We start from the raw sequence: 14,543 nt of genomic DNA, 5'->3' as shown, positions 1-14,543 counted from the left end.
CAAACTAAATCCTGTTTAACGCTAAACAGGTAAATTGCTGGTCAAGCAAATAAGAGCATAAGGTGAATGCCTTGGCACTAGGAGCCGACGAAGGACGTGGCAAGCTGCGAAAAGCTGCGGTGAGGAGCAAACATCCGTCAACCCGCAGATGTCCGAATGGGGGAACCCACCTATGGTAATGCGTAGGTATCCTATGATGAATAAAATAGTCATAGAGAAGGTAACCCGGGGAACTGAAACATCTAAGTACCCGGAGGAAGAGAAAGAAACATCGATTTCCTAAGTAGCGGCGAGCGAAAGGGAAAGAGGCCAAACCAGTGCTTGCACTGGGGTTGTGGACACTCATCACGTATGGCGTGTATAGTCAAAGTTGTCTGGAAAGGCAAACCGAAGAGGGTAAAAGTCCCGTAGACGAAATGCACAAGATGCAGAGTGAATCCAGAGTACCACCGGACACGTGAAACCCGGTGGGAAGCCGGGGGGCCCACCCCCCAAGCCTAAATACTACCTAGTGACCGATAGTGAACAGTACCGTGAGGGAAAGGTGAAAAGAACCCCGGGAGGGGAGTGAAATAGAACCTGAAACCTTATGCTTACAAGCAAAGGGAGCGCAAGTGACCTTGTACTTTTTGTAGAACGGGCCAACGAGTTATGGTATGTAGCAAGGTTAAGGTGCTGGAGCACTGGAGCCGTAGCGAAAGCGAGTCTGAATAGGGCGGTTAGTTGCATGCTGTAGACCCGAAACCGGGTGACCTATCCATGTGCAGGTTGAAGCGAGAGTAAAATCTCGTGGAGGACCGAACTCATGTCTGTTGAAAAAGGCTGGGATGACGTGTGGATAGCGGTGAAATTCCAATCGAACCCGGATATAGCTGGTTCTCCTCGAAATAGCTTTAGGGCTAGCCTCAAGGAAAATGATACTCGGAGGTAGAGCACTGAATGTTCTAGGGGCCTTCACCGGTTACCGAAAACTATCAAACTCCGAATGCCGAAGTATTAAACTTGGGAGTCAGACTATGTGAGATAAGTTTCATAGTCGAAAGGGAAACAGCCCAGACCAACAGCTAAGGTCCCAAAATGTAAGTTAAGTGGAAAAGGATGTGGAGCTGCATAAACAGCTAGGATGTTGGCTTAGAAGCAGCCACTCATTTAAAGAGTGCGTAATAGCTCACTAGTCGAGTGGCTCTGCGCCGAAGATAAACGGGGCTAAAACTTACTACCGAAGCTTTGGAATTATCGTAAGATAATTGGTAGAGGAGCATCGTATGCGGGCAGAAGCGAAGCCGGAAGGCTTGGTGGACTGCATACGAGAGAGAATGTTGGCATGAGTAGCGTAAGGCAGGTGAGAATCCTGTCCACCGAAAATCTAAGGTTTCCTGAGGAAGGTTCGTCCACTCAGGGTTAGTCGGGGCCTAAGCCGAGAGCGAACGCTGTAGGCGATGGACAACTGGTTGAGATTCCAGTACCACCGAAATTCGTTTGAGCGAAGTGGGGACACAGAAGGATAAGCTGAGCGCACCGTTGGTAGAGTGCGTCTAAGCGTCAAGGGAGAACAGGTAGGCAAATCCGCTTGTTCAATTCTGAGGCGTGATGGGGAGGGAAAATATAGTACCGAAGCAGCTGATTTCACACTGTCAAGAAAAGCCGCTAGCGAGAATGTAGGTGCCCGTACCGTAAACCGACACAGGTAGATGAGGAGAGAATCCTAAGGTGAGCGAGAGAACTATTGTTAAGGAACTCGGCAAAATAACCCCGTAACTTCGGGAGAAGGGGTGCCTGCGAAAGCAGGCCGCAGTGAAAAGGCCCAGGCGACTGTTTACCAAAAACACAGGTCTCTGCAAAAGCGAAAGCTGAAGTATAGGGGCTGACGCCTGCCCGGTGCTGGAAGGTTAAGGGGACTGCTTAGGGTAACCGAAGGCATGAACTTAAGCCCCAGTAAACGGCGGCCGTAACTATAACGGTCCTAAGGTAGCGAAATTCCTTGTCGGGTAAGTTCCGACCCGCACGAAAGGCGTAACGATCTGGGCACTGTCTCAACAATAGACTCGGTGAAATTGTAGTACCGGTAAAGATGCCGGTTACCCGCAGCAGGACGGAAAGACCCCATGGAGCTTTACTGCAGCTTGATATTGGATTTCGGCGTTGCATGTACAGGATAGGTGGGAGGCTACGAAGCTAGGACGCCAGTTTTAGCGGAGCCACCGTTGGGATACCACTCTTGTAACGTTGAAGTTCTAACCATGTACCGTGAACCGGTACTGGGACAGTGTCAGGCGGGCAGTTTGACTGGGGCGGTCGCCTCCTAAAGAGTAACGGAGGCGCCCAAAGGTTCCCTCAGCGCGGACGGAAATCGCGCGAAGAGTGTAAAGGCAGAAGGGAGCTTGACTGCGAGACCAACAAGTCGAGCAGGGACGAAAGTCGGGCTTAGTGATCCGGTGGTACCGAGTGGAAGGGCCATCGCTCAACGGATAAAAGCTACCCTGGGGATAACAGGCTGATACCGCCCAAGAGTCCACATCGACGGCGGTGTTTGGCACCTCGATGTCGGCTCGTCTCATCCTGGGGCTGAAGTAGGTCCCAAGGGTTGGGCTGTTCGCCCATTAAAGAGGTACGCGAGCTGGGTTCAGAACGTCGTGAGACAGTTCGGTCCCTATCCGCTGTGGGCGTAAGAAATTTGAGTGGAGCTGTCCTTAGTACGAGAGGACCGGGATGGACATACCTCTGGTGCACCAGTTGTCTTGCCAAAGGCATAGCTGGGTAGCTACGTATGGAAGGGATAAGCGCTGAAAGCATCTAAGTGCGAAGCCCCCCACAAGAAAAGATTTCCTCCAGAAATGGTAAGACCCGTGAGAGACTATCACGTTGATAGGTCGGAGGTGGAAGTGCAGTAATGCATGGAGCTGACCGATACTAATAGGTCGAGCGCTTGACCAAAATGGTTTCAAGGAAAAAATCTGATAGAGCATGTATATTATTCAGTTTTGAGAGTACGCTCTCAAGTAAACAAGCTAGAATCTAGTGACAATAGCGAGGAGGCTCCACCTGTTCCCATCTCGAACACAGTAGTTAAGCTCCTTAGCGCCGATGATACTTGGCGGGCAGCTGCCTGGGAAAGTAGGACGTTGCTAGTTTGAAAAAATATGACTATCCAGTTGGGTAGTCATATTTTTTATGTTGAACAAAGCAACCTATTCAAGCAAGTGGTCCAAGAATCGAAGCGGATGCTCCTGGGTAGTTTGAACAGCTTTAGCTGCCGTGAAAGATCGGACAGCGAAAGAAGGAAAGCGACTGTATGAAAAAACCGCCCGATGGCGGTTTCATGTTGTTTCTTGCAGCCTTTGATTTAAATATATGAGGATTTGATTGACGATGCTTAGACACTCCTTCATCTCATTTTGATCCAATTCCAGTGGGGCATCGGCAGGATAGCGGGTTTCAATGTAGAACTGATTGACAAAAGCGCAATCCTTCATAAATTGCTGGATGCCGCTGTCAAAAACTTGTATTTTTTTAATCAGCAGAATTAGGCTATGACCTTTTTCTAGTTCATGGGTTTCTAAAAGCAGATAGCCCTTTAAGTATTTTTCGATGGCCTGCTGACAATGAAAGGCGATAATGGTATAGTCACCATCATGGTCTAACAAGATTCGGGCACTTTTCAAGTCCTTATGTCCGGCAGAAAACCAATCTTTATATCTCACACTGTCTACCATACAACACGACCCCCTCCTGATTAATTGCATAGGCAAAACTGCAAACATACTATTAGCTATAATCCCTTAAAATCTTTTATTTGTATTTTTTTATAAATTTAATTACTATTTACTAGTTTATGTTAATTTTAACAGAGTTATCTAGAAAAAATGACAACTTTTATAAGTATTTATTTTCTTAATTTCGGCATAAAGTGACAATAAAATATAAATGGCATAATAAAAAATCCAAAAAATTACCCCACACAATATATGATACAATATAGGAATCGTATGAAAGATAAAAATAAGCAGAGAGGTTAAGTTTTAATGAAATTAGAAGTAGTAAAACATATAATCCAGGAGGTCTGTAAAAGATGATTTTAAAAAATATTGAATTTATGGCTAACATATATGATAAGCTGGACGCTCTGCTGATTACCAATCGGGAGGGTATCATCGAGTATTCTACCAAGTTTGACACGCAGGATAAGAGTATCAAGAACGAAGGGTATACGGGAAAAAGTATTTTGGAAGTCTATCCTTCCCTTACAGAAGAAACCAGCAGTCACTTTCGTGTTATGAGAACCGGAGAGCCTATTGTGGATGAGCGGCAGACACTGACCGATTTAAATGGACGTGCTTATACCTTTCTCAGTTCTACTCACCCTATTGAATACAACAATCAAATCATCGGTGCTATCGAAGGGAGTGTGCTGCTTGCCATTGACGGCGTACCTTGCAAGCAAGAACCTTTCGCCCAAGAAGATCTTTCGGGTAAGGGGCTATATAATCTAGACAGCATTATCACTAGGGATTCAGAGATGAACCTAATCAAAGAACGAATTCGCAAGGTAGCGGAAAATGATTCGGCTGTCATGATTATCGGGGAGACCGGAACGGGAAAAGAGCTTATTGCCCAATCCTTGCACACCCATAGCAAAAGGGCAGATAAACCATTTATCTCCCAGAATTGTTCTGCCATCCCCAGCAATCTGTTGGAAAGCCTGCTATTTGGTACTGTAAAGGGCAGTTATACTGGAGCAGAAAATCAGAAAGGGCTGCTGGAACTAGCGCATCAGGGAACTTTATTTTTAGATGAACTAAATTCCATGGACATTTCTCTACAGGGAAAAATTCTAAAGGCCATTGAGGAAAAGAAATTTAGACAAATTGGCAGCAGTAAAGAAAAGACGGTAAATGTGCGCATCGTATCAGCGATGAATGAGGAGCCCCTGAAGCTAATTGGACGAAAAGAGTTGCGAAGCGACCTGTTTTACCGGTTGGGAGTGATTCAAATCGGTATCCCCCCTTTGCGAAAACGCCGGGGAGATATTCCCTTACTGACAGACTACTTTATTCAGCAGTTTAATCACACCAGCAGTAGACCCATCTCTGGTGTCAGTGATATTGTAGAGAAAATCTTTATGAATTATGACTGGCCAGGCAACATCCGGGAGCTGCGCAATGCCGTAGAGTACGCATCCAACTTCATAGCGGGATCGACCATCACCTTAAACGACATACCGGAAGCCATCCTCTACAGCGGAAAGGAAGCGGCAGATAGCACGTGGGTAAGTGGCGTTCCAAATTCTCCCCATGTAGCTGAAAATCTTTCGGTGTCAACCTCCCGCGAGCCCCTGAGCAAAATGGTAGCAGAATATGAAAAGAGTCTTATCCAGCAAGCTCTGTCGTCAGAAGGCAGTGTGACAAATGCTGCACGGCTGCTGGGCACCAGCAGACAGGCTCTTCAGTACAAGGTGATGAAATACCGGATAGATGTATAAGAAAAAGGAGACTGCGGCCTTCGGGAAAGAAGATGATCGGCTCCCTGAGAAATCAGGCAAAACTCTTAGCGTAAAATAGGCAAAAAATTTTGTTTTTTGCCTATAAGGCCTTCTTGCGGTAGATGAAGGTCCTACAGATAATTGTCGAAAAGCCCCTAAACTTAGCGAATATTACAATAGAACGTACAGAAGTAACCGACTGGCATGTAACTTGCGTTACTAATAAGGGTAATGCGCATTACAATTTGTAATTTTAAGGTAAGTTGAAGAAAAGAGGTGACTACATTGTCTGAAAAGGGACAATTAAAAAGACAGATAACCATGAGACAGCTATCGCGAATCACTTTAGGGGGCGGTATTGGAACGGGACTGTTTTTGGCCAGCGGAGCACTGATTGGTGGAGCAGGGCCTGGCGGTGCACTGATTGCCTATGGTTTTATTGCCGTTATCGTATATTTTTTGATGACAGGCTTAGCTGAAATGACATCTTTTATGCCTGTATCCGGTGCCTATGCAGCTCAAGCCACTAAATTTGTAGATCCAGCTTTTGGATTTACTGTAGGTTGGAACAGTTGGTTTGGCTGGGCCGTGACTCTTGCTGTAGAACTAGAAGCCGGTGCTATCGTCATGGGGTTCTGGTTTCCAGATGTGCCTAGCATCATATGGAGTGCATCCTTGCTGGCCATTCTTTTGGCCATAAACCTTGTGGGGGCAAAAGGCTATGGGGAAGCGGAATATTGGCTGTCTTCCATTAAGATTAGCTCTGTGCTGATTATTATCGTGGTAGGAGGGCTGATGATTTTCGGCATCTTAGGGGGTCAGGCTACTGGTACATACAATCTTAGAATTGGGGAGGCACCTTTTGTAGGAGGAATCTCCGGATTGTTTTCTGTTATTTTGGTTGCAGGCTTTGCCTTTGCTGGTTCTGAAATGTTTGCTATCACTGCTGGAGAAGTAGAGAATGCAGAGCAGAATGTACCAAAGGCGGTAAAACAGATTATATGGAGATTGATTATATTTTATCTGGTTGCTACCTTTGTGCTGGGCTGCGTCATTCCATATGATAATCCTAATTTATTAAATAGTAGTGTGGAGAATGTTGCCATGAGTCCGTTTACTATTTTATTGGATAAGTCGGGAATTCCCTTTGCAGCACATCTCATGAATGCTGTTGTATTGGTTGTGGTTCTATCGATAACCAATTCTGGTTTATTCTTGACCTCTAGAATGCTGTATGCTTTGGCAAGTTCTAAAAAAGCCCCAAAGGTTTTTGAAAAAACGAATAAAAAAGGCGTACCTGTGGCTGCAATTCTATGTTCGGCTGCGGTGGGATGTCTATGCTTCCTAAGTTCCTTTGTAGGCTCCGGAAAAGTTTATATTACGTTATTAAACATGTCATCTCTAAACATATTTTTGATGTGGCTGACAATAACTATTTGTTATTATCGATTCAGAAGAGGCTATGTCCGTCAAGGGTATGATCTAAAGGACTTGACTTATACGGCGAAATGGTTCCCAGCAGGTCCAATCTTTGCAATGATTGCTATTATCGTCATTATTGTTGGCCAAGACATCGTTTTATTTATGGGAGAAACCATCGACTGGTTTTCTGTGATTTCCATTAACTTATGTATTGTTATTTTTGTTGCACCATATATTGGCTATAAAATTAAACATAGGACGAAAACGGTACCTTTAGATGAGATCGACTATAAAAGTAAAGAGACTACATTTTAACGAAACAATAGGGAGGATAAGAAATGTTAAAAAGAGATGAATTTTCTAAGGATAGCGGAGCATGGTGCAATCTGAATAAGCCAGAGCTGTCGGAGAAGGAAGCCGATGTCGTGGTGTTTGGTATTCCTTTTGATAAGGGGGTAAGCTACCGAGCAGGTGCTTGTGGCGGGCCATCGGTATTGCGGGAAAACACGTTTGCTTCCACACCCTATACGGAACAGTTTGAAAGTTTTGAGCGGCTGAATGTATATGATGCAGGAGACTTTAAAGAGGATAATCGGGATGAACTCTTCGCTGAGGTTTCTTCTTATGTTTGTGATTTGGTAAAGAATAACGTATTTTTTACAGCTGTAGGCGGGGACCATTCCGTGACGATTCCTATTGCGGCTGGTATCGATCGAGCGTTGGATGAACCTTTCGGCATTATTCACATCGATGCACATTTTGACATGTGCGATACACTGAACGGAGACCCCCTTTCTCACGGGTCAGTGGAACGGCGGGCGCTGGACTTGAAAAATATTCAGGGCCCAGACAATTTCTACTTTGTGGGTATTCGTTCTATCGAACCAGATGAATTTGCCTTTAAAAAGAAAAATCCGTTAAACGTACACAATGCTTTCAACTGCCACAAGCTGGGTATGGAGCACGTAGCAGAGGACGTGGTCACAAAGATGAGCCAGTTCAGAAAGGTCTACATTACCTTGGATATTGACTGTCTGGACCCAGCCTTTGCTGCTGGAACGGGAACCCCTCAGTTTGGTGGCCTGTATAGCAGGCAGGTGCTGGATCTGCTGGAGATCCTGTTCAGTAAGCTACCGATTATAGCCTTTGATGTGGTGGAGGTGGCTCCAGAGTTGGATCCATCCCTGACATCTATGTTTGCAGCCCGACGTATTATCACGGAATGTTGGGGGCATAGGGCAAAGATAATTGGCAAGTTAGATAAATAAAATCAGGTAAAAATAAGTCGGATAGAAAAGAGACAAGTCCCGTGTATTGGGCTTGTCTCTTTGTTTAGATAAAGTTTAGAAATCCTTATTTCGGTAGATAAGCAGGGATAAACCCATGGACAGAAGAAGAGAAAGGGCACCTACAGCCAACAGACAAACCAAGGTCCAGGGGCTGTAAAAAAAAGCGTCTGTATGGATGCCCAGTATGCGCCCACTTCCGGTCGTGGTTATGCTTCCGTTGGTGGAGGCCATGGCCACAAAACCACCTAAAAATCCAAGTGGAAGCATTAGGCATAAGAGAACTATCCGGCCTTTCTCATGGCCAAATTTAAAGAAGGTTGGCAGCGATAGGGAAAGGAGCAGACAGCCGATTACCATGGTCAACGTTATGATCCAAAGGCTTTCTAACCAACTAGATTGCCCAACAAGACGATTGGCGGTAAGCGCGAGAATATTCCCAGCGCCGATGAGAATAAGACCAAGGACATACTTGCTAATGACCAAAGTATTTCTGGAGACGGGCATGGTCAGCGCATACTTTGGAAATCCTGCTCGATCGTCGAGAGAAAGAGCATTGACAGGAAGCATCGTGCAGAGAATGATAATAAATCCGGTGAGCAGGTTGCTATCGTGAGATAGAAGGGTGATAACCCCATAGAGCAAGATGAAAAGCAGCCCCGGCATCATCTGTTTTTTCAGCATTAAAAAATCTTTTAAAATAAGTCCTTTCATATCTAGTTCCCCCTTACATGATACAACAATATGTCTTCCAAATTGACCGGATCGATGATGAACGGTCCCTGTACTTTTTCTCGCTCTACTAAGGCAGTTACACCAAAACTGGTGCGTTTGTAGCCTCGGATAGCTGTTGGGTCCAGCAGGGAGAGCTCTTGCGGGCTGCACTTTAGCAGACCATATCCAGATAAAATATCGTCCTTCACATCACTGAGCAGGATATGCCCTTCACTGATAAAGGTCACATAGTCGCAGATTTTTTCTAGGTCGCTGGTAATGTGGGAGGAGATCAAAATAGAATGATCTTCCTCCTGAATGAAGTCCATAAAAACATCAAGGATTTCATCTCGGACTACAGGGTCCAGGCCAGAGGTAGGCTCATCGAGAATGAGCAGCTTTGCCTGATGAGATAGGGCGGCCACAATAGAAAGCTTCATTTTCATGCCTTTGGAATAGTCTTTTAGCAGCTTTTTTTCTGGTAGATTGAAATATTCGGCGTAATGGGTAAAGCTGGCAGAGTCCCAATTTTTATAAATATTTTTTAGAATTTGTTCAATTTGCAGCAAATTAAGGCTTTCAGGAAAGCAACAGTCATCTAAGACTACACCGATGTCTTCTCGGACTGAAACCGGCAGGGTGTTGATATCTTGATTCAAAAGGCGAATTGAACTTGCGTGTTCCTTGCCTGCACCAGCAGCTTTTTCAGCGTGTTGCAGGCCTAGGAGAAGTTTAATCAGCGTTGTCTTGCCTGCACCATTTTCTCCAATCAGACCCATGATGGACCCTTTGGGCAGACGAAGGCTGACTTGATTCAGAGTAAACCCCTTGTATTTTTTTGTGATATTTATTGCGTCAATGGCGTATTCCATATAATTATTCCTCCTCTTGTAAGCTTTCCAGCATAGCCCGGAGCTCTGCCGGTCCAATATGGGCTAGAGCAGCCAGTTCTATGGCTTGCTGGAGTTTAGTTCGTATTTCGTGTAGATGTTGTTCTCTAAGCTGCTGTTCATTCTGAATGCGGACAAAGCTGCCTTTGCCGGTATAGGATTCAATCAAACCTTCTTTTTCCAACTCTTCATAAGCCCGCTTGGTCGTAATAACGCTGACTTTCAACTCCTTGGCCAGCAGGCGCATGGAGGGCAGGGCTGTTCCAGCTTCCAGCTCTTTGCTTAGAATCTGATTTTTTATTTGGGCGGCGATTTGGTCGTAAATAGGCTGCCCAGTGGAATTGCTAATGATAATATTCATAAAGTTCCTCAATCGATTCAATAACGTTTACAATATTGTATATATACATTATATACAATATGATCGGACTGTCAACAGAAAAATAAAAAACAAATATTGGTTTAAACAATAAATCTAACAATTTATTTTGTTGACAACCAACAAAATAAGTGTTATGATACCCCCATAACTTAAATAAGTAAACCGTAGACGAGGGAGTAAAGCTGTTAAACGATTTCAAAGCGATTCTGGATTGGTGAAAGCCAGATAAATGTCAGTCACAGCAAATGGGCCTCTGAGGGCGACGTGAAAAGAGAAGGTGCAAGCCAATGCTTAGTAGCGAAGACGCGAAGCCAGCGTTATGGGCTGAGGGTGTGATGGCACTCGTAGAGAGGATGTGCTTATAAAGTGCATCAAACAAGGTGGTACCGCAGGCAGACGCTTGTCCTTGTATATGTTTCGTATGCAAGGTCAGGTGTTTTTTTGTTTTACCTGACTTCATCACACAAGGTATCAAGGTTGTATAGTTTTTGAACAGAAAGGTGAAGAGTATGAAAAAGAGAAGAATTGCAGTATTATTAATGATGTTATTACTGATGACAGCCGCTTTTACTGGTTGCGGTGACAGCGAGGATGCGGGAAAGGACACTGCTGATCTGCCAACCATCGGTATTGTTCAGATTGTGGAGCATCCATCTCTGGATACCATTCGGCAAAACATTATTTCACAGTTAGCTGAAGAAGGCTTTGTGGACGGGGATACCGTGACCATTGATTACAAGAATGCCCAGAATGATGCAAATAATCTAAAAACCATTTGTCAGTCTTTTACAGCAAATGATTACGATTTAATCATTGCTATCGCTACGCCATCGGCGCAAGCGGCATTGGGAGAGACGACGGATATTCCGATTATTTTCTCCGCTGTGACAGATCCGGTAGGGGCTGAACTGGTGGCTGATCTAAACAATCCAGGAGGAAATATTACGGGAACTTCTGATATGGTTTCTGCTACGAAAATCATGGATTTGGCGTTACAAGTTACACCGGATATTAAAACCATTGGTGCCATTTACAGCACGGGCGAAGTGAACTCCGTATCTGTTATCAAAGAGTTGAAGGAATACGCTGGTTCTAAGGGAATCAAGGTTGTAGAGGCCACTATTATGAACAGCAGTGAGATTCAGCAGGCAGCACAGTCTCTGGTAGGAAAGGTCGATGCCGTTTTCTCTCCTATTGATAATACCGTAGCTTCCGCTATGCCGACTATCGTTGGAGTTTTGAACAAGGCAGAGCTTCCTTACTATGTAGCAGCAGACTCTATGGTGGCAGACGGCGGTCTGGCGACGGACGGTGTGAATTATGTAGAGTTGGGAAAAAAGACAGGCGCTATGGCCGTAGAAGTCCTGAATGGACAGAGTACTGCAACGATGCCGGTACAGATTATGGATAAGACGCAGATTTACATCAATCAGAAGACAGCTGATGAAATTGGATTGACCATTCCAGCTGAAATTTTAGAAAAAGCAACGGACTTGTCCAAGTAAAAATTTGACGGACACCGTGTTTGGTTACACTTGGAGGACATTATGTTATTGACATTTCCAGCATTTCTGGGTTCCCTGGAACAGGGACTAATTTACGCGATCTTAGCATTGGGAGTATTTCTCTCCTTTAGAACCTTAAATACTCCTGACTTGACAGTGGATGGCAGTGTCGTTACTGGGGCTGCCGCCTCCGCGGTAATATGCAGCATGGGGGGACATCCACTTCTGGGGTTGCTGTTAGCCTTTTTATGCGGCTTCATGGCAGGGGCTGTGACGGCGTTACTGAATACAAAATTGAAGATTCAGCCTCTTTTGGCGGGAATCCTGGTCATGCTGGGACTGTATTCCATCAACCTCCGAATTATGGGCAGTAAGCCCAACGTAGCATTGATGCAGAGCGAGACACTGTATAAATCAGCGCAGGCGGTGCTGCCAGAGAATTACTCCGCTCTGATTGTAGGAACTATCAGTTTGGCAGCCATCATTGCTCTCTTTTACTTTTTTCTCAAGACCCGGTTGGGCTTTGCATTGCGGGCTACAGGGGACAATGAGGAGATGGTTCGGGCTTATGCCATCAACAGCGAGGGAATGAAGGTCTTGGGGTTGGCTCTTTCCAATGGGTTCGTGGCTTTGGCAGGAGGTATGCTGGCGCAGTATCAGTCTTTTGCGGATGTGACGATGGGTACGGGTATGGTGGTCATCGGTCTGGCATCGGTTATTATCGGAGAGGCTATCTTTGGCACGAAATCGCTGTTGCGGCGGTTGGTGGCCGTGTCTCTAGGAGCTATTGCGTATCGCTTGATTATTGCTCAGGCCTTGGCCATCGGGCTGCCAACCAGCGATTTAAAGCTGATATCGGCCATTATCGTGGTGGCGGCACTAGCGGTGGGTACCTTTAGTGAAAGCTTTCCCTTTAAGCTATCCATGGGAAAGAAGGAGGGTTGAGAAATGCTGAGAATAGAAAAGTTGCACAAGACCTTTGGCCGGGGGACTATCAATGAGAAGGTAGCTATAGACAATTTGAGTCTGCATCTGGAACGGGGAGATTTTGTTACGGTTATCGGCAGCAATGGAGCGGGGAAATCCACGCTGATGAACTGCATATCCGGAGTTTTTCCGGCAGATTCGGGAAAAGTTATCCTGGATGGAAAGGATATCAGCGGTCAGTCGGAGTTTAAGCGGTCCCGGGTTATCGGCCGGGTATTTCAGGACCCGTTGAAGGGTACCGCCTTCGATATGACTATCGAAGAAAACCTTTCCATCGCTTATCATAAAAACTTGCTTCACGGGCTCCAGGCGGGCATTAACAGAAAGCAGCGGGAATTGTTTCAAGAAAAGCTGGCGCTGCTGGGCATGGGTCTGGAGGATCGAATGAAGCAGAAGGCCAAGTTGTTGTCTGGAGGACAACGGCAGGCGCTGACTTTATTTATGGCCGTTATGTCGAAGCCTAAACTGCTGCTGCTGGATGAGCATACGGCGGCGTTAGACCCGGGTGCAGCAGCTAAGGTCTTAGAACTGACAGATTTCTTCTCTAGGGAAGAGAAGTTGTGTACGATGATGATTACCCATAACATGAAAGCAGCGTTAGAGCATGGCAACCGAACCATTCTGATGAAAGAAGGTCGCATTGTTATGGACATATCGGGAGAGGCACGAAAGGAAATAACTGTAGAAAAGCTGATTGAACAGTTTGAAATTGATAATGATCGGATGTTGCTATAAGTGCTGAAATATCAAAGATTATAGGGGTTATTCAAATGGAAAAAGTACTAAAAAGGTACTATATTTGTAAAGACTGCAATTTCTCAACTACTTCAGATTGTTTATTTGGGTACAGGTGGCTATATGTGTTTAGGGTCGTTTCAACCTTCTCGTGACCTAAGCGATCAGCTATGAGTAGCGGAGAAAATCCAAGTTCAATTAATAGGCTTGCGTGACTATGCCTAAGGTCATGCAGCCTTATTTTTTTTACTTTTGATTCTGTACAGATGGCGGCCATTTTCCTGTCAAGGGAGCTTCTAGGGCTATGAAAGACTGTTTCATCGGCACAGCTACTGTAAAGCTTTTCCTGATACTTTTTTAGCTCATCACAAAGAAAGGGAGGAATATAAATTACACGTTTACTTTTGGGTGTTTTTGGGGCATGAATCTGATAGCCCTTGCTCGTCCAGGCATAAGTCTTACTAATAGCTATCGTACCAGCTTTAAAATCCACATCCCCCCACGTTAGAGCCATAAGCTCACCAATACGCATACCAGTGTAATAAAGCGTTTTAAATATGGTATCATAGGGGGCTGTGCAGTATTGTATGAAAGCATTAAACTCTGTCTGTGTCCAGAAATCCATTGATGCAGCGCGGGATTTGCCGATTGATCCGGCTGTTCGGACAGGGTTTGCCGGAAGCTGATAGTATTTCATTGCATAGTTCATAACCGCAGAAAACTGCGAATTATAACTGCTTAACGATGTCTCGGCCAGCCCTTTTTTTATTAGTTCGTTTTGCCAGTTTCGAATGGTGGCTGGCGTAATCTCATTTATGGGCATATTCTTAAAGAACGGGAGTATATGATACTTAAAGACAATACGTTTATGGTCTAAAGTGGAATCCTTAAGGCGGTTGCTCATATCTTCAAGGTACAACTCTACAAGGGCGTTGAAAAGCATATCTGGATTTGCTGCATGTTTATCCAGAAAAGAACGTTCCCAGGCTTGTGCTTCTTTTTTTGTCCTGAAACCAGATTTCTTTTTTTGTTGTTGGTTGCCTTGCCAGTCTTTGTAGTAGAACTTGCAGAACCAAGTATTATTATTCTCATTTTTATATGATGGCATAAAAATAACCCCTCTTTCATTTGTATTGAAAATAG

Annotated in this window: 11 protein-coding genes and 2 rRNA genes; 8 read left to right on the top strand and 5 right to left on the bottom strand. The window is 45.0% G+C overall.

Translation table 11 applies throughout. The annotated features are described in order from the left end of the window. Positions 1-39: 39 nt before the first annotated feature. Together Ami103574_RS00200 and rrf are read left to right on the top strand one after the other, a co-directional pair. Positions 40-2,934 (top strand): 23S ribosomal RNA (locus tag Ami103574_RS00200). A gap of 80 nt (positions 2,935-3,014) precedes the next feature. Next, a 5S ribosomal RNA gene (gene rrf, locus Ami103574_RS00195) occupies positions 3,015-3,131 on the top strand. A gap of 186 nt (positions 3,132-3,317) precedes the next feature. Here the strand turns inward: rrf and Ami103574_RS00190 are convergent. Further along, the gene (locus tag Ami103574_RS00190; protein ID WP_163064753.1) at positions 3,318-3,713 is read right to left on the bottom strand and encodes a HEPN domain-containing protein; all 396 of its coding nucleotides are present in this window, start codon (positions 3,711-3,713) and stop codon (positions 3,318-3,320) included. 356 nt (positions 3,714-4,069) lie between these two features. Here Ami103574_RS00190 and Ami103574_RS00185 point away from each other — a divergent pair, with 356 nt between their 5' ends. The 3 genes from Ami103574_RS00185 (at position 4,070) to speB (ending at position 8,169) form a co-directional block, all read left to right on the top strand. Beyond that, positions 4,070-5,479, top strand: coding sequence for a sigma-54 interaction domain-containing protein (locus tag Ami103574_RS00185; RefSeq protein ID WP_163064752.1), 1,410 nt, complete (start codon positions 4,070-4,072; stop codon positions 5,477-5,479). A 285-nt stretch (positions 5,480-5,764) separates the two neighbouring features. Then, positions 5,765-7,216: an amino acid permease gene (locus Ami103574_RS00180; protein WP_330587131.1), complete on the top strand. Its 1,452-nt coding sequence runs from the start codon at positions 5,765-5,767 to the stop codon at positions 7,214-7,216. Positions 7,217-7,239: 23 nt separating this feature from the next. Then, positions 7,240-8,169: an agmatinase gene (speB, locus tag Ami103574_RS00175; protein WP_163064751.1), complete on the top strand. Its 930-nt coding sequence runs from the start codon at positions 7,240-7,242 to the stop codon at positions 8,167-8,169. 75 nt (positions 8,170-8,244) lie between these two features. On the opposite strand, the gene Ami103574_RS00170 is transcribed toward speB, so the two are convergent. The 3 genes from Ami103574_RS00170 to Ami103574_RS00160 are packed head-to-tail and all read right to left on the bottom strand — an operon-like array spanning position 8,245 to position 10,152. Continuing rightward, complete coding sequence (locus Ami103574_RS00170) at positions 8,245-8,901, bottom strand: ABC-2 transporter permease (RefSeq protein WP_163064750.1); 657 nt, start codon at positions 8,899-8,901, stop codon at positions 8,245-8,247. Positions 8,902-8,903: 2 nt separating this feature from the next. Then, positions 8,904-9,773, bottom strand: coding sequence for an ABC transporter ATP-binding protein (locus Ami103574_RS00165; protein WP_163064749.1), 870 nt, complete (start codon positions 9,771-9,773; stop codon positions 8,904-8,906). Positions 9,774-9,777: 4 nt separating this feature from the next. Beyond that, positions 9,778-10,152: a GntR family transcriptional regulator gene (locus Ami103574_RS00160; RefSeq protein WP_163064748.1), complete on the bottom strand. Its 375-nt coding sequence runs from the start codon at positions 10,150-10,152 to the stop codon at positions 9,778-9,780. 530 nt (positions 10,153-10,682) lie between these two features. On the opposite strand from Ami103574_RS00160, the gene Ami103574_RS00155 reads away from it, so the two are divergent. From Ami103574_RS00155 to Ami103574_RS00145, 3 genes are read left to right on the top strand one after another with little or no spacing between them, the layout of a single operon-like run. Then, on the top strand, positions 10,683-11,678 hold the full coding sequence (locus tag Ami103574_RS00155) for an ABC transporter substrate-binding protein (protein WP_163064747.1): 996 nt from the start codon (positions 10,683-10,685) through the stop codon (positions 11,676-11,678). Positions 11,679-11,720: 42 nt separating this feature from the next. Further along, positions 11,721-12,623 (top strand): ABC transporter permease, encoded by a 903-nt coding sequence (locus Ami103574_RS00150; RefSeq protein WP_163064746.1) that lies wholly within the window; start codon positions 11,721-11,723, stop codon positions 12,621-12,623. A 3-nt stretch (positions 12,624-12,626) separates the two neighbouring features. After that, on the top strand, positions 12,627-13,400 hold the full coding sequence (locus tag Ami103574_RS00145; RefSeq protein WP_163064745.1) for an ABC transporter ATP-binding protein: 774 nt from the start codon (positions 12,627-12,629) through the stop codon (positions 13,398-13,400). Positions 13,401-13,458: 58 nt separating this feature from the next. On the opposite strand, the gene Ami103574_RS00140 is transcribed toward Ami103574_RS00145, so the two are convergent. Further along, positions 13,459-14,508: a site-specific integrase gene (locus tag Ami103574_RS00140; protein WP_163064744.1), complete on the bottom strand. Its 1,050-nt coding sequence runs from the start codon at positions 14,506-14,508 to the stop codon at positions 13,459-13,461. Between the last annotated feature and the right edge of the window lie 35 nt (positions 14,509-14,543).

Source organism: Aminipila butyrica (assembly GCF_010669305.1).
GTDB lineage: Bacteria > Bacillota > Clostridia > Peptostreptococcales > Anaerovoracaceae > Aminipila > Aminipila butyrica.
Note: the sequence above shows the minus strand (reverse complement) of the source record. Positions and strands in the feature narration are given on the sequence as shown.